This window comes from Pseudomonas sp. 8Z (assembly GCF_902506535.1).
In the GTDB taxonomy this organism is placed as follows: Bacteria; Pseudomonadota; Gammaproteobacteria; order Pseudomonadales; family Pseudomonadaceae; genus Aquipseudomonas.
This window is the reverse complement of the sequence record NZ_LR733825.1, coordinates 15,179-33,620: the sequence shown is the minus strand read 5'-3', so window position 1 is coordinate 33,620 and position 18,442 is coordinate 15,179. Positions and strand designations below refer to the sequence as shown.

The window sequence follows — 18,442 nt, the reverse complement described above, 5'->3', positions numbered from 1 at the left end:
TCAGTGGAACAAGGTGAACAGGCCCTTGCCGCCGACCTTGTAGTTCAGGTCGTGGGGGCGCTCGCCCATGATCTTGGCGCCCGTGCCGCCGATGATCTTGTAGGGCGCGACTTCCTTGGCCACCACGGTATTGGCGGTCACCACGGCGCCACGGCCGATGTGTGAACCCTGGCCGATCAGCGCGCGGCTGGCGATCCAGGCGTAGTCGTCGATATAGATGGGCGCCGACACCGACCAGAACTCCGGCGCTGTCAGGTCATGGGTGCCGGCGATGATCAGCACGTGCGAGGCGACCGCCACATGATCGCCGATCACCAGACCGGCACGGGCATCGACCTGGCAGTGCCAGGCGATCACGCTGTCGTCACCGATCACCAGGTTCTCCACGCCCAGCACCTCGGTGTTGCGCCAGATTGACGAGCCCTTGCCGATCTTCGCGCCACCGGCGCGCAGCCACCAGATACGCACATGATGACTGGGGATCTTGTTGATCAGGATGTTGTAGGCCTGCTCCCAGGCACGCAGCCAGCGGTCTTTCAGGGTCACCCAGTTCTTGCCGTACAGCGGCACGAAAGTCGCCGGGATTTCGGTCTTGAGCAGGGCGTAGAAACGCTTCGCCAGCGGGTTTTCGATACGCGACTCGATATCCACCGAGCTGATGCTGTAGACGCCGTCCTCATCGAACGCCACGTCATGCTCGAACATCCATTGCAGCGCCGCTTCCAGCTCATCGCGCGGCACGCCCAGCCTGGAGGCGTAGTCATCCAGTTGAGCACGCAGATCCGAACGCAGCCTGACACGGTGTTTCATGGCGAGTTTTCCCTGTGAGAGTCGCTGTCATCGCGCACATGCGGGTTTAGGCGCACAACCTGCAGGCTGAGCCCCATAAGCAGCCAGAACAAGGCGATGAGCACGTAGGTGAAGCTGTAATAGTGGTCGAACAGGCCGGTGAGGATGGCCGCCATGACCCCGGCCATGCTGCCGAGCCAGATGGCGTTGTCGGCGTCGATGCGCCGCACCGCCCCACTCGGGCGCACCTCGCGCCACCACAGCAGGGTGACGGCGATGAACAGCAGCATGCCGGGAATGCCGATCTTGTAGATGAAGTTCAGCCACAGGTTGGAGATGCCCAGCAGGCCACTGCCCGGCACCGGCGGGTCGACCTTGAAGCCGATACCCAGCGGGTAACGCGCCATTGCTTCGGGGAACATCTCGTATTCCATGAAGCGAATCTCGGTACTCGCGTTGCTCGCCGAGAACATGCTCAGCAGGCGTTCCTGCAATGGCGGGTAGAACAGCACCAGGGCCGCGCCGAAGGCCACGCCCAAGCCGAGAATACGCCCACTGTAAGGCGTGCGTTTGTAGGTCAGCCATAGCAGCACCAGCGCCAGCGAGACGATGGCGCCGCGCGAGATGCTGAACAGCAGCCCGGCGCACCCCAGCACCGCCACCGACAGCCCCAGCAGGCGCCGCCAGCCGCTGCGCGTCCAGCCGTAGAGCAAAGCCAGCGGCACGAACAGGGCGAGCACGCCACCAGTCAGGTTCGGGTGCACCCAGGGCGAAGCCATGCGCTGGTAGTTGGCCGAGAAGATGTCGAGCACCGCCTCGGGGTGGGCGTATTTGAGGTCGGTGAGAATCGGCACCATGGTGGTGGCGTCGCGATCCTTGAGGAACATGAACACCGACAGACAGAGCATCGCCAGGTTGCCCAAGAGCAGCGCCACGATCAGTTGATCGCGGTCGCTGTCGCTACGCAGCAGCAGCGGCACCATGAACAGCAGCGACAGATTCATCAGCCAGCGCACCCAGTTCACCGGGCCGTTGCCCTCGGCGGAGATGATCACCATGCCGACCACGAATGGCAGGGCGCTGTAGAGCATCAGCCAGAGCAGCGTGCGCTCCACCGGGCGCCACTGCAGCAAGTTGCGCGTTTGCCCGAGAAAGGCTTGCCACAGCAGCGCCACCCAGGTCAGCCCCAGCACCGCCTCGCTAATGGTGGTGCGGATGCCCACCTGCACCGTGGTGTAAGGGATGCTGGTGGCCAGCACGGCGAACAGCAGCAGGCCCCACAGCGGCTTGCGCAGCAGGGTCAGGGTCAGCGCGGCGCCGGCCAGCAGAATCGCCAGCTTGCCAACACTGAGAAACCACAGCAGCACGCCGAACAGCACGCCGAGGATCAGTGCGACAGGTAATCCCATGGCCATCAGCGCGGCAACTCCCCAAGCAATTCATCCAGACGGCGGCTGTACGCCGCAAAGTCATAACGCCGCGCCCAGGCGGCCAGTTCCTCGCCACGCGCCGGCGGCTGTTCGGCGACGCCAACCAGGCAGTCGATCAGCCCCTGTCGATCATGCGGGGCGAAGCGCGGGCTGGCCGGCGGCAGCACTTCGTCGAGCGACGAGCCGGTGGCGGCGGCGACCGGCGTGCCGACGCTCAAGGCCTCAACCACCGGCAGACCGAAGCCCTCGGCATAGGACGGCTGCCACAGGCATTCGGCGCCGGTGTAGAGGCCGCACAACTGCGCCTCGCTCAAACCGCTGCGCCAATGTAGCCCAGCCAGCTTGCGCAGCTCTGGCGCTACATCGTCAGCCTGGCCGACCAGCACCAGATCGGGCACCTCGGCACTGCGCTGGCGTGCCTGCTGCCAGCACTGGAGAAACAGCGGCATATTCTTGCGCGGCTCGCGCGTGCCCACTGCCAGCCAATAACGCGGCGGCAAATCGCTTGGCATTTCAGGTGTAACCGTGGCGAAACCGTTGACCAGATTGGGCAGCACGCGCAGCTTGCCGCGCGCAAAGGGGAACAGCCGCGCGGCTTCGTCAGCCGAGAACTGCGACGGGCACCAGACGCGATCAGCCGTCAGCACCGACCAGGCAATCGACAGCCCGTCGATCAGGCGATAGGCCAGGGCCTTGAGCCGGGAGCGGTGGAAGTTGCGCTCGGTTAGCTGAAACAGGTCATGCAGCACCAGCACCTGGCGCCGCCCGTGCTTGCGCGCCAGCGGCAGGCCCATGTTGGCGGTGGAGATGTACAGCTCGATGCCCGCCTCGCGCAGTGCACCGGGCAGGAACTTGGCCTCGAAACGCCAGCGCACCTGTGGGCGCTGCAGGCCGTCCAGCGGGCTGGCCCACTTAGGGCAGCGCGCGCTTTGCCGCTGCACATGCGCCAGGGGCGCTTCGCTAAAGCGCACCAGCTCGGTATCGGCACGCGCCTGCAGCGCCTGCTCCAGCGCTCGCACCTGACGACCGATGCCCGATGCCGGGGCGACGGTAGCCGGCCGGTAATCCAGACCTACGCGCATACCTGCTCCTGCTGCATATCCTGATAAAGGGCTTCCAGGCGCTCGGCAGCGCCCGACCAATCGTGCTCACGGCGTACATAAGCCCGCCCTGCTTCGGCCAAACCCTGGGCCAATTGAGCATCACCGAGCACCTGTGCCAGAGCATTGGCCAACGCTTCGGCGCTCTCGCCCGGCAGGTAATCATGCGCGCCCTCGACGGCCAGGCCGGAAACGCCCTGCGCCGTGCTGACCAAAGGCAAACCGGCGGCCAGCGCCTCGATCACCTTGAGCTTGGAGCCGCCACCATGGCGTAGCGGCGCGAGAAAGCTCGCGCAACTCGCCTGCAACTGCGGCAGATCTGCGACGAAGCCATGCCACTCGATACGCGGATCACTCCAGCGCTGCGCCCAGGCGGCGGGCAAGGCGTAACCGGCGACGGCAAAACGCGCCTGCGGGCAACGCTGCCACACAAGGGGAAAGATTTCGTCCAGCGCCCACTGCACGGCGTCGCAGTTGGGCGCGTATTCATAGTTGCCGACGAACAACACACGCTGACTGCTCAGCTCGGCCTGTACCGAGGCGAAGGCCTGGCAGTCGACGCCATTGACCACCACCGCCACCGGCGTTTGCGTGATAGCGCGCATGGCCTGGGCATCGGCTTCGGTCACGGCCACCACGCGACTGGCCGCCGCGAACGCCTGGCGCTCCCAGCGGCGCGCGCGCCATTGGTCATAGTGGATGAAAGGCGCCAGCCAACGCGGCAAGCGGTCATAGGTCGCCGCACCCAGCGCCGATTCGAGGTTGTGTTCGGTGAGTACGAAAGGCTGCCGCTTCTGCTGCAGAGGGCCGAGCAGCGGTTGCAGGCCGTAGCTGTGCTCCACCTGCACCACATCCCAGCCGCCCTCCTCCAGCAAGGCACTGAACCGCGCACTGAACGCCGAGGACAGGCCGTTGACCGTAGTGAGCAGCGGCCAGGGCGCGAACAGCGCGGCGAGCAGGGTCAGCGGGCTGCGCAGACTGCGCCGTGGCAGAACGATCAGGCGCTCCAGCAGGGGTTCGAGCATGCGCCGGCATTCATCGTCCGGCGGCGTCTTGGACTGCACCAGCAAGGTAATGCGATGGCCACGCGCGGCCAGGGCGCGCAGCAACTGATACTGGCGCGTCTTGCCGCCACTGGTGGTGGGCCAGGGCAGATAGGGCACGACCCAAAGCACGCGCATCGAGGTGCTCACCACACCAGCATCTGCAGGCTGGGTTTGGCCTTGACGCGCACGCCGCCAGCATCGCTGAGGCTGGCCTGCCCGCCGCTGAGCGGATCATGCAACTCGGCGCCGGTCAGATTCGGCAGGTGCAGTTGCGCCGCACTGGCGCTCCAGAATAACCAGACGTGCTTGCCGTCCTCACGGCGCCAGGCAACGCTGAACAGATCATCGGGCACCGACTCCAGCGCCGGTGCATCAGCCGGTTCCAGGCGCGGCCCGGTCAGTTTCAAAAAGCGCTGCAGTGCCAGGTAGACCGGTTTGGGCTTGCCTTGCAGATCGAGCAGGCCGTAATGCTGGTCGCGCGCCGAGGCGCGGCGGTCGAGATCCGACAGGGCGAAGAGGAACACCTTGTCATAATCCAGCGCGCTCATCAGTGCCAGACGGCGCAGCACGTAGTCGGCCTGGCCCTGGTCGCCGATGATTTCCTGCAACTCCTTCGGCCCGTTGTAGCTCGACCAGCCCCACTCGGTGGCCCAGATCGCCGGCACCTGCACGCTGCGCAGGGTGGCGTTGAGCTGCTGGCTGCGCAGGACGAAATCACGCGCGCCGGGCTCGTCGGTTTCCGGCTCTTGCGAATAGGGGTGATAGGCCACGATCGTGCCCAGTTGCTGCACGCCGAGCTTGCCCAGGCTTTCCAGCATTAGCCCACCTTTGACCGGCATCTGGCTGTAATAGGCCATGCCGCCCATCACCACCGGCTTGTCCGGTGCGACCTGGCGCAGGGCTTGAGTGGTGACCTGCAGCAGGCGCCCATAGCCTTCCGCATCTTCGTGCGGGCGCCAGAACGACGGCAGGTTCGGCTCGTTCCACACCTGCCAGGCATCAACGCTCGGGTAACGCTGAGCCAGCATTGCCATGGTCTTGGCGAATAGCTGAGGATCTTTCGGCGGGTATTGGTCGGGGGTTGGCGAGCCGGGCGGCGCGCTGGTGGCATGCGGAGCCGAACCCACCAGATACAGCACCGACTTGAGCTGCTGCGCCTTGAGGTCGCTCACCATCTGATCCAGCTCGCCCAGGCGGTACTGGCCCTCCTTCTCCTCATGACGATCCCAATGCAGGTCGATGCGCGTCCACTCCAGGCCCAAGTCATGAAAGCGGCGCATCTGCTGGCGATATTGCTCCGGGCTAAACCAGAGAAAGTGCGCGTTGACCCCGAGGAAATCCTTCCAGACCACCGCACGCGGCGCCTTCAATTGCGTCGCCTCGGCCTGCGCTGGCTGGCTCATGCCACAGCCAGCCAGGCCCAGCGTCAGGGTTGCCAACAGGGTCAATCGTGAAAACAGGGGGCTGATCATCGACGGGCTCCTTGGCAGACCTCGGCGAAAAGTTGCTGAAAGCGCTCGGCTGTTTTCGGCCAGGCGCGCGCCGCGCCAATACGTGCGGCCTGCTCGGCCCATTGCACGACGCGCTCGGGCTGATCCGCCGCTTGCTCGATGCAGGTCGACAGCGCGGCAATATCACCTTGAGGGTAGGTCAGGCCATTGCCCTCGCGCACTTCTTCGGCGAAGGCCCGTGCATCGGAGGTGATAGCCCCGCGCCCGCAAGCGTTGGCCCAGGACAGCGCGCCGCTGGTGCCACGCATCTCGCCGAGCAGGCTGAGCTTCTTCGATTCGCGATACGGCAGCACCAGCACATGGTGCGCCTGGATGCAGCGGGCAATGTCCGCCGATGGCAAGTCCAGCGCCCAGTCGAGCACGGCGTCGAGCTGCCGTTCACGGGCACGCTCACGCAACTCGTCGAGGTAGTTGCCACGCGGGCCGAAGGCGATTTCCGGCGCACTGCCGCCGGCCAGGGTCAGGCGAATGCGCCCTTGCAGATCGGGCCGACGCTGCAGCGTCGCGGCCAGCGCGTCGAGCAGATCCTCGATGCCCTTGCCGCGATAGATAAAGCCGAAGTACAGCAAGCGCAGCGGCGCGGCGGGTGGCAGCGGCTGCGCGTCGATGATCAGGTTGCCATGGGCGATGCTGACCTGCCTCCCGGCGGACAGGCGCATACGCTTGGCCAGCAGGCGACCGCCCAGTTCGGTGAGCGTAATCACCCGCGCCAGCCCTTGGGCGACGCGGCGCTCTTCACGCAGGGTCAGCGGATCAGCCAGCAGCGCCGCCAGTTGTGGCAACGGGCTCGGCAAACGGCCTAGCCAACGCAGCGGCCACGGCAGGCTCGCACGGCGCCAGACCAGGCGTTCGGGGTCATGCACGGTGGCGGTCAGCGGCAGTTGCGGGCGGTGCTGCTGCAGCCAGCGCAGTGCTTGGAACTCCCCCAGGCGACCGCCGCCCAGCTCGGCGTGCGCCAGATCCACCGTGCTCCAATCGAACGCGGCGAGCGCCGCCTCGGTACGTTGCAAATCCACGCCACAGCCCCGCAGCGGGCACACCACCTCGACACCAGCGGCCTGCAACACCGCGCTCAGGTGCGCGGCGTAGTCGGCGATGCCGGTCTGCTCGGGTGGCAGCGGCGCCAGCAGGGCAATACGCATCAGGCCCCGCCTCGCAGGCGGCGGATCAGATCCAGCACGTAACCCGGCACCTCGAAGCGGCGCTTGTTGAGGATGATGCCATCGACCTTGCCGAAACCGGTGGTGAGCAGCGACAGGGCGTTCTGCACCACCGGAATGGTGCTGGTCTTGGCCTCGACCACCAGCGCGATCAGGTCGGCGCGGCGCAAGGCGATAAAGGCCTCCTGATTGCTCAACAGCGAGGAGGCGTTGAGGATCAACACTTCACCTGGCCGCGCCGGTTCGTTGCCGAGCAGGCGTACCTGATGGCCGCGCTCGATCAGCAAGCGGGCCAACTGCTCGGTGACGAAGCGTACGCCTTCGCCAGGTCGCGCCGAGGCCAGTGCCAGCGTCAGCCCCTGGCGCTCGATGCGCTCCGTGGGCAGGTGGCTGTAGAGCCGATAGAGGCTGGCGGTAAAGGCGCTGTCGAGTTTCCAGGGTTGCGGGCCGAGATCCTGCAACGTGCTCCACAGCGGCACTTTGAACACTGCTTCGACACGCGCGCCGTCGTGGATGCGCTGATCAATCAGGTAGCACAGGTACAGCGTCAGCAGCCCCACCGCCAATGCGGCAGGCAAGGCCAGCAGGAGCATCATCAGGCTTTTGGGGAAGACGCGGCTGGGGTTGAAGGTGGCCTCTTCGATCTTGGCGATGTTGCTGATCTGGCTGTTGTCCAGCGCCTGGTCGATGCGCGCCTTCTCCAGGGTTTCGGCATACAGCGCGTAACTCTTCTCGGCGTTGGTCAGCTCCAGCAGCAAGCGGCTAATCACCGGCTCATCGGCCATCACGCGCAGGCGCTCTTGCTGCAACTGGTCGAGCTGCGTCTGGTAATCCTTGAGCTGGCCAGCCAACTGCTTGGCGCGCAGCTCGGCATCGACGATCTGCTGCTGCAGGTTGACCACGATGGAATTGGGCGCGAAGTTCTTCGAGCGCTCGATACGCTCGGCCTCGCGGGCGATCATGCCCTTCATCTGCTCGATGCTCTGATCGACCTCGCGTACCGGCGGTGCGTCGGGCAGGAAGGTGCGCAGCAGGCCGGCGCGCTGCTCTTCCAGCGCATTGAGACGACGACGCAGATCAAGCTGGTTGGGGTTGAGGCTGACCTCGCGGGCGGTCACCACTTCCTGCGGCTGGCGCTTGAGCTGCTGGCGGGCGTCGGCCAGGAAGCTGCTGATACCGGCTTGATCATTGAGCTTCTCGGCACGCGCATCGGCCAGACGATTGATCTGGTCGGTAAGGTTCTCCAGACGCTCCTTGACGCTGACCGCGTTGACGCTCTGCAGGCGCGTGCGCAAGTCATTCTTCAGGCCGTCGATCTGCGTCGCGACCTGCTGCATCTCGTTCTCGTAGAACACCTGCAGGCTCTTGCGGCCAAGAGTGCGGGCGCGCTCTTCGAGGTAGGCATCAACCCAGGTCTGCACCACCTTCTGGGCGATGGCCGGGTCATCCCACTTGAAGCTGATTTCCATGACTGCCGAGCCGGGCTCATGACCGACGGTGAAATTCTTCTCCAGCTTCTTGGCCAGACGATCGACCGGCGACTGCTCCTCGACCAGGCCAAGCATTTGCAACACGCTGCGCAGCGCTTCGATCACCGCATTGGCAACCTTGCCGACCTCGAACTTGATGGTTTTCCACACGCCTTGCGGCTGATAACCCGCCATCTGCTCAAGGTAACGCTCAGCCACGATACGCACGATCGGGCGCCCGGTGAGCATCTTTTCCTCATCGACGATGGGGTCGCGCTGTGTGCTGGGCGCGATCAAGGCCTGGCGGTTGGCCACTTCGATGGGCAGCGTTGTGCTCTCACGCCCCGGTTTGACCAGCAGGCGCGCATTGGACTCGTACTTGGCCGGCAGCAGAAAAGCGCCCAGCAGCACCAGAACCAGAGTGGCCACCACCGCCGCCTCGAACTCGCGCCGGAAGATGAAGAACAGCCGCAGTAAATCGCGGAAAGAGCGGATATCGATCATCTAGACATACTCATGACGGACGAGGGCAGCACGGACGCCTGGTAACGCGAGGCGGCAGGAAGAATTCGGGCATCGTGTGCGGAGACGGCCAACTGCTCAGCCCTACGCGGCGGGTGCTCGCTGGCGCTGGCCTTGCAGACGGTAACGCAGTGGGCTCGAAATCCGATCACGGCGACTCCTTGCACGATGGCATGTAATCATGCCGCCAGCGCCCGGCCAGGCCGGAGCGCACAGGCGGCGTTCAATTTCAGACGAAGGTGACGTCCTCGGCACCGAAGTAATCGCCCGACTGAATTTCATAGAACTGCACCGGAGCCACGCTGGGGTTGTTCATTGCGTGCACCTGTTCCAGCGCCACGCCCAGCCCCTCACCTGCACGCAGGCGGTGCACCTGGCCGTCGATATCGACATGCAGAATGCCGGACAGCACCAGCAGGCGCTTGCTGCGGTGCTGGTGGTAGTGAGCAGGCAGCCCTTGACCCGGCGCGATGGTGACCTTGACCAGGCAATGACGCGGCGACTCTTCCAGAGCCAGGCTGGTGCCCCAGGTATGTTGGCAAAGCCCCTGAGGCGCGGTGCTGGCGGCGTGGAAAAATTCGTTGGCCATGAATAACTATTCCTTAATGCTTGAAGTTGTCGTGTCCGGCTCCGGCGAGCTACGCCAGGAACCGCGGCTATATCACGCCAAGCGGCGCTTGGCTGGCAAGGCCATGATGAATCACTCGGCCATGGATTGGTTGTGCTGCGCGAACACCACATCGTCTTCTTCGAGGTATTCGCCAAGGCGTACTTCGAAGAAACGTGCGGGAGAAACCCCCGGATTGCTCAACACATGCACCTGTTCGATGGCGACTTCGACGCTGTCGCCCTCGCGCAGACGGTAGAGCTGCCCGGCGATTTCCACCTGCAGAATGCCCGAGAGCATCATCAGATGCTTGCTACGGTGAGCATGGAAATGTGGCGCAATAACCACGCCAGGCTTGAGCTCGACCTGCAGCACACTGTGCAGCGGTGTTTGCTCAATCAGGCGACTGTCGCCCCATTCGTATGAATGCCTGACACCTGTGCCCACAGCGGCTGGCATGTAGCTAGGCGCGGCAGGCGTTGCCTGCACGGTCAACAACGGCGGCACCGCCACAACGTCCGCCTGGGTTTGCGCAGCCGGCATGATCACTGGGCTGCGCAAGGCCGTGCTGGCAGCAGGTGCGGCTGCCGCCTGCGCAGGAGCAGGAGCAGGAGCAGGAGCAGGAGCAGGAGCAGGAGCAGGAGCTTCGCTCAGTGTTGCGACGGCTGGCACGGCGGCAATGCCGGGCTCATCGGGCGAATGCTGCACAGCCGCCACAGCAGGCTGCGGAGCCTCGCCGCTGCGCCCGTCGGCCAGCCAATTGAGCACACGCGTCGGCACTTCGAAGCGGCGCTTGTTGAGGATGATGCCGTCGATCTTGCCGAACGCGGTGTTGAGCACCGACAAGGCGTTCTGCACCACCGGAATAGTGCTGGTGTTGGCCTCGATCACCAGGGCAATCAGATCCGCCCGACGCAGCGCCAGAAAGGCCTCCTGATTACTCAGCAGCGAGGAGGCATTGAGCAGCAGGATTTCCCCAGGACGCGCCGGTTCATCGCCGCTAAAGCGCACGCGATGACCACGCTCGCTCAGCAATTGGCCGAGATGCTCGCTGACGAAACGCACGCCCTCCCCCGGTCGCGCCGAAGTCAGCGCGAGGGTCAGCCCGTCGCGCTCGATGCGCTCCAGCGGCAACTGGCTATAGAGTCGGTAGATGCTTGCGGTAAAGGCGCTGACCACCTTCCAGGGGCGCGGCCCCAGATCCTGCAGGGTTGTCCACAGCGGCACCTTGAACACCTCTTCGAGGCGCGCACCATCATGGATGCGCTGATCGAGCAGGAAGCACAGGTACAGCGTCAACAGGCCGACCGCCAGACCAAGGGGCAGCGCCAGCGCCAGAATAATCAGGCTCTTGGGGAAGACTCGCGATGGATTGAGCGTGGCCTCTTCGAGCAAGGCGATATTGCTGATCTGACTTTGATCGAGAGCCTGATCGATACGCGCCTTTTCCAGATTCTCGCCATACAGAACGAAGCTCTTCTCGGCGTTATCGAGCTCCAGCAACAGCCGGTTGATCTCGGGCTCGTCGCCCATCACCTTGAGACGCTCATCGCGCAGCGCCTTGAGTTGCCGGTCGTAATCACGCACCTGCCCGGCCAATTGACGCTCACGCAACTCGGCGTCGACGATCTGCTGACGCAGGCTGGTCGCTACGCTGTTGGGCGAGAGGTTCTGCGAGCGTTCGATACGCTCGGCCTCCTTGGCGATCAGTTCCTGAATCTGCTTGATGCTCTGCTCCACCTCGCGCACCGGCGGGGCGTCTGGCATGAAGGTGCGCAGCAGGTTCGAACGCTGCTCTTCCAGGGCATTGAGGCGACGGCGCATGTCGAGCTGAGTGGGGTTGAGGCTGATCTCGCGGGCGGTCACCAGCTCGCCTGGCTGGCGCTTGAGCTGCTGGCGAGCATCGACCAGGAAGGTGGCGATACCCGCTTGTTCGTTGACCTTTTCGGCACGGGCATCAGCAAGCCGATTGATCTGGTTGGTGAGGTTTTCCAGGCGTTCCTGAACGCTGATGGCGTTGACCTTCTGCAGGCGTTCGCGCAAGGCATGTTTGAGACCGTCGATCTGATCGCCAACCTTGTCGCGCTCAGCCTCGTAGAACGAATACAAGCTGTCGCGCCCCAACGCACGGGTACGCTCATCCAGATAGGCGTCGATCCAGGTCTTGACAACCTGCTGGGCGATATAAGGGTCGTTCCAGGTGAAGCTGACCTCCATCACTGCTGAGCCAGGCTCATGGCCGACGACGAAGTTCTTCTCCAGTTTCTTGGCCAGGCGCTCGACCGGCGATTGCTCCTCGACCAACCCCAGCAGTTGCAGCCCGCTACGCAGCACCTCGATGGCGGAATTGATGACCGAGCCGACATGGAACTTGACGGTTTTCCAGAAGCCCTGCGGCTGATAGTTGGCCATCTGCTGCAAATAGCGCTCGGCAACCAGGTGCACGATCGGCCGTCCAGTGAGCAGCTTTTCCTCATCGACGATCGGGTCACGCTGAGTGCTGGGCGCGATCAAGGCCGCCCGATTGGTCGCCTCAATCGGCATGGTGGTGCTATAGCGCCCGGGCTTGACCAACATACGCGCCGTAGATTCGTACTTCGTCGGCAGCAGGAAAGCGCCCAGCACGGCCACCACGACAGTGGCGATGACCGCTAGCTGGAACTCCCGGCGAAAGATGAAGAACAGACGCAGCAGATCGCGGAAGGAACGGATGTCGAGCACTTAATCACTCCAATGTGAGTGCCAGTGAGTGGCCTGTACAGCCACTCGCAACATGATTAGTTATTGACGGTTCCAATATTATTGGTGGTGTTACCGCTGTTGCTGATATCCCTTGAGTTCAGGTCATAGTTGAACCCAACCCCAATGCCCTTGTTGATCGGAATAAGTCGGGTGAAGTACATATCCACAGCCTCCACCGCGCTGCCGATGCCAGACTGCGGCACATAGATGATGTCGCCACGCTGCATGGCCACCATCGGGCGTTCCTTGTCTTGCAGCAACGACGCCAGGCTGAAGAAATACAGTTTGTACTTGCCGTCATCACCGGCGCGCAGCAGGGCGATATTGTCGCTGTCAGCCGAGGGCAGCACGCCGCCAGAGGCCAGCAGCACCTGCTCCAGAGTGGCGTGACCGACCAGGTCGAAGAACGCCGCATTGGGCACGGCACCGCCGACGTAAACCTTGTTGCTCGGCGCGATGGCGATGTTCACCGTGGCGTTGGGGCGGCGGTAGATCTTGCTCAGCTTGCCCGTGACCTCTTTGGCTACATCCTCGGGCGTACGCCCCGCCGCCTGAATCAGCCCCACGTAAGGCATCGAAAACAGGCCATCGGGGCGCACCACAAACAGGGTCATGTCGTCCTTCTCAGAAGGTTCCTGTGCGTCACGCACGATGCGCAGGGTATCGCCGCTCTGAATACGCACCTGCGGAGGTGGCAGGTCGGCCAGCTTGTAGATCTCCGAGTGGCGTAGCTTGAGCGCATCGTCGTCGGGTAAGTGCACGCGGGCAGGCGTACTGCAGCCTGCCAGCAACACCGCCAGCAAGGCCGTAACCCAGAGCCGGGACTGAACGGATGACATTCGAGTATGAGCAAACATAGGTCTAGGTCCAGTAGGTGGAAAACATGCTAATACGGCGCTTCATGGCACGAGGCAGGTACGCCTCAACATGGCCCAAGCGATACCCCAACAACTTGCAAAAGGTGCGCAGCAGCACTTCTGGAGCTCGCCACAGTGCCCCGGCTCCCTGCAGCGCCTCAAGCTCTGCACGCACATAGCGCAAGCCCTCACCACCGGCAGTACCAAAGGCCTGGCCGATCCAGCGCTCACGCCCATAGAACACGCCGATATCGAAATAGCGGCGAAACTCTTCGAGCAAGCGGTAATCATGGGAATGCTGTACTTCGGCATCGGCGGCATAACGCACGGCATAGCCAGCCAGGAGCATGCGCGCGGCGACATAGGCGTCTTCGCTGCCAATCACGTCCTGCGGGAAGCCGCCAACCGCCTCTAGCGCGGTGCGATTGTAGACCGCGAAGGAGTCAGAACTGAAACACGTCTTGATGCCCAACTGCGCAGCATCGGCCAAACGCTTGGTTCGCCCCTGCGCCGGGTAGTTGAAGCGCCGTGATTGCGCCCCCAGCAGGCCCGCGTCCGGGTGTGGCAATTGGCGTCCGTAAGCGACGCCGATATCCGCCTCAGCCTGCAAGTTGGCCACCACCCGAGCAAAACTCTCCGGCCCCGCCGGAATGGCGTCCTGAGTCAGATAGATAAGCACATCGGCCGCGACCTGCTGACTGGCCCAGCGCCGCGTGCCGCCATGGTTGAACTGGCTCGGCTCGATCACCTCGACCCGAGCACCGGCATGGCGAAAACGCGCCACGGTATCGTCGCGCGAGGCGCTGTCGACCACGAGAAACTCATCCGGCTGCAGCGTTTGCGCGGCGAGAGCTGGCAGCAGTCGATCAAGATGAGCACCCGCATTGCGGGTCGGAATAATCAGCGCGACACGCATCAGCCCGGCACCTTGCCATCGCCTGTGCGCCCGTAGATATCGTTGAAACGCACGATATCGTCCTCGCCCAGGTACTCACCGCTCTGCACCTCGATCATCACCAGATCGATCACGCCTGGATTCACCAGACGGTGACGATGACCTGCCGGTATGAAGGTCGACTCGTTGGTGTTGAGCAAGAAATCACGCTCGCCATTGACTACCCGTGCCATGCCACTGACGACAATCCAGTGTTCGCTACGGTGGTGGTGCATCTGCAATGAGAGCGACTCGCCGGGGCGCACCATGATGCGTTTGATCTTGAAACGCGAGCCTTCCTCAAGCACGGTGTAGGTGCCCCATGGCCGCGTGACGGTGCGGTGCAGACGATAGGCCTCATGGCCACGCGCCTTCAATTGCTGGGCAACGTACTTAACGTCCTGGGTGTTGTTGGCGTCGGCAATCAGCAAGGCATCGGGCGTATCGACCACCACCAGATCGTGCACGCCGACAGCACCGATCAAGCGCTTGGGCGAATCGATGTAGCAGCCGGTGACATTGTGCAGCACCGCCTCGCCACGAATCTGGTTGCCATTGGCATCGGCGGGCGTCAGTTCACGCAGCGCCTGCCACGAGCCGATATCGCTCCAGCCCAGATCGCAAGGCACTACGGCCACCTTGGCAGAGCGCTCCATCAGCGCGTAGTCGATGGAAATGTCTGTCACCTGGGCGAAGCTCTGCGCATCCAGCTCACACTGCACACCCTGCTTGCCCGCAGCAGGCGCGCTTTGCGCCAGACAGCGCTCCACCCCCTCGACCACCTCCGGTGCATGCTCGCGCAGCTCACGCAGCAGCACATCGGCGCGAAAGCAGAACATGCCGGCATTCCACAGGTGCTGGCCACCGGCCAAATAGCCCTGCGCAGTGGCCAGGTCGGGTTTTTCCACGAAGCTGGCGACAGCGTGACCGCCCTGCTCTAGCGCCTCACCTTGTTGAATGTAGCCATAGCCGGTTTCGGCGTGAGTCGGACGAACCCCGAAGGTCACCAGCCAACCGGCATCAGCCAGCTCGCGGGCCTGAGCGATGGCCGCAACAAACGCAGCCTGCTCACGAATCAAATGATCGGCGGGCAATATCAGCAGGTGGGCATCGTCACCGTAGTGACGCGCGACATGCAGCGCTGCTGCCGCGATGGCCGGCGCGGTATTGCGCCCAAGCGGCTCAAGCAGAAAGTCCAGGCCCAAACGCCCACGATTCATTGCCCGGTAATCATCAAGCGTGCGAAACAGCAACTCGCGATTGATCACGGTGAGCAACTGGGCAACGTCAGCCAGCCCGGCGACACGCTCGAAAGTTTTCTGCAGCAGACTCTGGCCGTCGGCCAGACGCATAAAGGGTTTGGGCATGGCCTCCCGCGACACAGGCCACAGGCGGGTACCGGCGCCACCAGCGATGATGCAGGGAACAAGGGCGCTCATGACTAGTAGGCCTCTCGGGTGAAAAGAACCGCCGGCAAGGTGCGGAACAGGATGTAAAGGTCGAACCAGACAGACCAGCTCTCGATGTACTGCAGGTCGAACTCGACGCGTTTTTCGATCTTCTCCAGCGTATCGGTCTCACCTCGATAGCCGTTGATCTGCGCCCAACCGGTGATGCCCGGTTTGACCCGATGACGCGCGGTGTACTCCTTGACCGCCTCCTCGAAGAGGATACCCGCCGCTTTGGTCGCCGTAGCATGCGGTCGCGGCCCAACCATCGACATACTGCCCAGCAGGACATTGAATAGCTGTGGCAGCTCATCCAGGCTGGTCTTGCGAATCAAACGACCAACTCGCGTGATGCGATCATCGTCGCGCGTCGTTTGCCGTTCAGCGTTGGCGTCGGCCTTATCGCAGTACATCGAGCGGAACTTGAACACCTCGATCAGCTTGTTGTTGTAGCCATAGCGCTTTTGCCGAAACAGCACAGGCCCTGGCGAATCGAGCTTGATCGCCAACGCCACCAGAATCATGACGGGCAAAGCCAGAGTCAGCGCCAACGACGCCAGAAGCAGATCTTCCAAACGCTTGATCAATGGCGACCAGCCATCGAGTGGCCGTTCCGACACGTTGAACATCGGCAAACCGGCAACCTGCGTGATCCGATTACGCGCATGCCGAAAGGCCAGCATATCCGGCACCAGCAAGACGTTAACCGGCAAGCGCCGCAACTCACGGACAATCTGCCCAATGCGGTTTTCCGCCGCCCAGGGCAAAGCGACCAGGACCTGAGTAATACGCTCCTCGCGCACCAGGCGTTCCAGTTCTCGACTATTGCCCAGCAGCGGCAGGCCTGCCACTTTCTCAGGCAAGCGCCCGATACGGTCATCGATGAAGCCGATAAGCCCCGAGCGAACATCGGCATGACGCATCATGAACTCAGCTAGCCGTATGCCGTTTTCGGTCGCGCCAAGTATCACTGCGGCCTGCAGGTGCTGCCCGGAGCGAATCCAGTAACGAAACAGCGACAACACCAACAACCGCTCGGCGCCGAACGCCATCAGGCTGGCGAGGAACCAGAAGCTCAGGTAATACCACTGCATGAAATTGAACATGGCCAGCGCCTGATGCATGAACAGCAACAGGCAAAAGGCCGCCGACCAGGCGAAAAACATCACCCGGAAGCGCAGCAAACTGCTGAAAATCTCATCGGAGTAAATGCCGAGCGCCTGGAACATCATCACCGTCAGCACGCTGAAAAACAGCAGCACCGTCGCATAGCTCTGCGTAAGGGCCGGTTCCTCCGACAACCACAGCAAAAGCAGCAATCCCGGCAACGCAGCGGTAAGTCCATGAACCAGCCGACAACCTGCAAGGAAGTACTCGATGAAGCCAGGGCGCGCCAGCAATGAGCCACCAACTGACGACTGACGCATGAAACCGTTACCCCCGCCATAGCTTCTGTTTGCACGCTCTAAACGCCAGAAAAAAGGCAGAAAAAATCCGTATAAACGCCAAGATGACAATATTTCGTCAACAATTATGGCGCGACTAAACCACTTTTATGCTGGCGTTTCAACATCCAACTTAACCAATAGCACAACTGATAAATGACGCCATGAAATCAGCGCAAAAGCGCCGAGTGTGAAGGCTCTCATCCAAAGGTTTCGGCCACGGGCTGCCATGCTTTAATCACGCACTCCAACTCGGATGAACCTCTACGCTGGTTTATGATCGCCACGACCAAGTAGCCTCACACTGATAGGTTTTCCATGCGTATTCTGATCACCGGCGGCGCTGGTTTCATTGGTTCGGCCCTGATTCGTCACCTGATTCTGGCAACCGAGCACCAGGTCCTGAACCTCGACAAACTGACCTATGCCGGTAATCTGGAGTCGCTACAGCCCATCAGCGACAGCCCGCGCTATCGCTTCGTGCAGGGAGACATCGCCGACCATGCGCTGGTCAGCCAGCTCTTGGCCGAGTTCCAGCCCGATGCAGTCATGCATCTGGCCGCCGAATCGCACGTCGACCGCTCCATCGATGGCCCGGCGGCTTTTATCCAGACCAACATCGTTGGCACCTACAGCCTGCTGGAGAGCGTGCGCGCCTACTGGCTGGGACTGGATAACGAACGCAAGGCAGCTTTTCGCTTGCACCACATTTCCACCGACGAGGTCTACGGCGACCTGCACGGCGTTGACGACCTCTTCACCGAAACCACACCCTATGCACCTAGTTCGCCCTACTCGGCGAGCAAGGCGGCGTCCGACCACCTGGTTCGCGCCTGGCAACGCACCTATGGCCTGCCGGTGCTGATCACCAACTGTTCGAACAACTACGGCCCCTATCACTTCCCGGAGAAGTTGATCCCGCTGATGATCCTCAACGCCCTGGCAGGCAAGCCGCTGCCGGTGTACGGCAACGGCCAACAAGTGCGCGACTGGTTATACGTGGAGGATCACGCGCGCGCCCTGCTGCAGGTGGTCACCCACGGCACGGTGGGCGAGACCTACAATATCGGCGGGCACAACGAGCAGAAGAACCTTGATGTGGTGAAAGCCATCTGCGCACTGCTGGAAGAGCTGGCACCCGAGAAGCCTGCCAGCATCGCTCGTTACGAAGACCTCATCACCTACGTCAAGGATCGCCCAGGCCATGACCTGCGCTATGCCATCGACGCCGGCAAGATCGAACGCGAACTGGGCTGGGTACCGCAGGAGACCTTCGAAAGCGGCCTGCGCAAGACCGTGCAGTGGTATCTGGACAACCTAGACTGGTGCCGCCGCGTGCAGGATGGCAGCTACCAGGGACAACGACTCGGCACCCTCTAAAG

At 62.8% G+C, this 18,442-nt stretch carries 14 protein-coding genes and 1 pseudogene; 1 reads left to right on the top strand and 14 read right to left on the bottom strand.

Features of this window, described 5'->3' with window-relative positions:
- The 14 genes and pseudogenes from AERO9A_RS04385 to AERO9A_RS04325 form a co-directional block, all read right to left on the bottom strand.
- Positions 1-810, bottom strand: coding sequence for an acyltransferase (locus AERO9A_RS04385; RefSeq protein WP_159970718.1), 810 nt, complete (start codon positions 808-810; stop codon positions 1-3).
- Positions 807-2,204 (bottom strand): O-antigen ligase, encoded by a 1,398-nt coding sequence (locus AERO9A_RS04380; RefSeq protein ID WP_159970717.1) that lies wholly within the window; start codon positions 2,202-2,204, stop codon positions 807-809. The genes AERO9A_RS04385 and AERO9A_RS04380 overlap by 4 nt, the downstream gene beginning before the upstream one ends.
- The gene (locus tag AERO9A_RS04375) at positions 2,204-3,301 is read right to left on the bottom strand and encodes a glycosyltransferase family 1 protein (protein WP_159970716.1); all 1,098 of its coding nucleotides are present in this window, start codon (positions 3,299-3,301) and stop codon (positions 2,204-2,206) included. The genes AERO9A_RS04380 and AERO9A_RS04375 overlap by 1 nt, the downstream gene beginning before the upstream one ends.
- Positions 3,292-4,500, bottom strand: a complete 1,209-nt coding sequence (locus AERO9A_RS04370) for a glycosyltransferase family 4 protein (protein ID WP_159970715.1) — start codon at positions 4,498-4,500, stop codon at positions 3,292-3,294. The genes AERO9A_RS04375 and AERO9A_RS04370 overlap by 10 nt, the downstream gene beginning before the upstream one ends.
- Before the next feature lie 8 nt (positions 4,501-4,508).
- A complete protein-coding gene (locus tag AERO9A_RS04365) occupies positions 4,509-5,837 on the bottom strand; it encodes a cellulase family glycosylhydrolase (protein WP_159970714.1) in 1,329 nt (442 codons plus the stop codon).
- Positions 5,834-7,018 carry a glycosyltransferase gene (locus AERO9A_RS04360; protein WP_159970713.1) on the bottom strand — a complete coding sequence of 395 codons (1,185 nt, stop codon included), beginning with the start codon at positions 7,016-7,018 and terminating at the stop codon, positions 5,834-5,836. Before AERO9A_RS04360 ends, AERO9A_RS04365 begins: the two co-directional genes overlap by 4 nt.
- Positions 7,018-9,009, bottom strand: a complete 1,992-nt coding sequence (locus tag AERO9A_RS04355) for a lipopolysaccharide biosynthesis protein (protein ID WP_159970712.1) — start codon at positions 9,007-9,009, stop codon at positions 7,018-7,020. Before AERO9A_RS04355 ends, AERO9A_RS04360 begins: the two co-directional genes overlap by 1 nt.
- Before the next feature lie 247 nt (positions 9,010-9,256).
- A complete protein-coding gene (locus AERO9A_RS04350) occupies positions 9,257-9,616 on the bottom strand; it encodes a cupin domain-containing protein (protein WP_159970711.1) in 360 nt (119 codons plus the stop codon).
- A gap of 111 nt (positions 9,617-9,727) precedes the next feature.
- Positions 9,728-10,093 carry a cupin domain-containing protein gene (locus tag AERO9A_RS22410; RefSeq protein WP_256665891.1) on the bottom strand — a complete coding sequence of 122 codons (366 nt, stop codon included), beginning with the start codon at positions 10,091-10,093 and terminating at the stop codon, positions 9,728-9,730.
- 282 nt (positions 10,094-10,375) lie between these two features.
- A pseudogene (locus AERO9A_RS04345) lies at positions 10,376-12,355 on the bottom strand (GumC family protein); the annotation flags it as partial.
- Positions 12,356-12,411: 56 nt separating this feature from the next.
- On the bottom strand, positions 12,412-13,233 hold the full coding sequence (locus tag AERO9A_RS04340) for a polysaccharide biosynthesis/export family protein (RefSeq protein WP_256665857.1): 822 nt from the start codon (positions 13,231-13,233) through the stop codon (positions 12,412-12,414).
- 4 nt (positions 13,234-13,237) lie between these two features.
- The gene (locus AERO9A_RS04335; protein ID WP_159970709.1) at positions 13,238-14,149 is read right to left on the bottom strand and encodes a glycosyltransferase family 2 protein; all 912 of its coding nucleotides are present in this window, start codon (positions 14,147-14,149) and stop codon (positions 13,238-13,240) included.
- A complete protein-coding gene (locus AERO9A_RS04330) occupies positions 14,149-15,606 on the bottom strand; it encodes a mannose-1-phosphate guanylyltransferase/mannose-6-phosphate isomerase (RefSeq protein WP_159970708.1) in 1,458 nt (485 codons plus the stop codon). Before AERO9A_RS04330 ends, AERO9A_RS04335 begins: the two co-directional genes overlap by 1 nt.
- Positions 15,607-15,608: 2 nt before the next feature.
- Positions 15,609-17,042 carry an undecaprenyl-phosphate glucose phosphotransferase gene (locus AERO9A_RS04325; RefSeq protein ID WP_159970707.1) on the bottom strand — a complete coding sequence of 478 codons (1,434 nt, stop codon included), beginning with the start codon at positions 17,040-17,042 and terminating at the stop codon, positions 15,609-15,611.
- 336 nt (positions 17,043-17,378) lie between these two features.
- On the opposite strand from AERO9A_RS04325, the gene rfbB reads away from it, so the two are divergent.
- A complete protein-coding gene (gene rfbB / locus AERO9A_RS04320; protein ID WP_159970706.1) occupies positions 17,379-18,440 on the top strand; it encodes a dTDP-glucose 4,6-dehydratase in 1,062 nt (353 codons plus the stop codon).
- Positions 18,441-18,442: the final 2 nt, after the last annotated feature.

Coding starts and splice junctions, on each gene's coding strand:
- AERO9A_RS04385 (WP_159970718.1), bottom strand. CDS start 810: ATGAAACACCGTGTCAGGCTGCGTTCGGATCTGCGTGCTCAACTGGAT.
- AERO9A_RS04380 (WP_159970717.1), bottom strand. CDS start 2,204: ATGGCCATGGGATTACCTGTCGCACTGATCCTCGGCGTGCTGTTCGGC.
- AERO9A_RS04375 (WP_159970716.1), bottom strand. CDS start 3,301: ATGCGCGTAGGTCTGGATTACCGGCCGGCTACCGTCGCCCCGGCATCG.
- AERO9A_RS04370 (WP_159970715.1), bottom strand. CDS start 4,500: ATGCGCGTGCTTTGGGTCGTGCCCTATCTGCCCTGGCCCACCACCAGT.
- AERO9A_RS04365 (WP_159970714.1), bottom strand. CDS start 5,837: ATGATCAGCCCCCTGTTTTCACGATTGACCCTGTTGGCAACCCTGACG.
- AERO9A_RS04360 (WP_159970713.1), bottom strand. CDS start 7,018: ATGCGTATTGCCCTGCTGGCGCCGCTGCCACCCGAGCAGACCGGCATC.
- AERO9A_RS04355 (WP_159970712.1), bottom strand. CDS start 9,009: ATGATCGATATCCGCTCTTTCCGCGATTTACTGCGGCTGTTCTTCATC.
- AERO9A_RS04350 (WP_159970711.1), bottom strand. CDS start 9,616: ATGGCCAACGAATTTTTCCACGCCGCCAGCACCGCGCCTCAGGGGCTT.
- AERO9A_RS22410 (WP_256665891.1), bottom strand. CDS start 10,093: ATGCCAGCCGCTGTGGGCACAGGTGTCAGGCATTCATACGAATGGGGC.
- AERO9A_RS04340 (WP_256665857.1), bottom strand. CDS start 13,233: ATGTTTGCTCATACTCGAATGTCATCCGTTCAGTCCCGGCTCTGGGTT.
- AERO9A_RS04335 (WP_159970709.1), bottom strand. CDS start 14,149: ATGCGTGTCGCGCTGATTATTCCGACCCGCAATGCGGGTGCTCATCTT.
- AERO9A_RS04330 (WP_159970708.1), bottom strand. CDS start 15,606: ATGAGCGCCCTTGTTCCCTGCATCATCGCTGGTGGCGCCGGTACCCGC.
- AERO9A_RS04325 (WP_159970707.1), bottom strand. CDS start 17,042: ATGCGTCAGTCGTCAGTTGGTGGCTCATTGCTGGCGCGCCCTGGCTTC.
- rfbB (WP_159970706.1), top strand. CDS start 17,379: ATGCGTATTCTGATCACCGGCGGCGCTGGTTTCATTGGTTCGGCCCTG.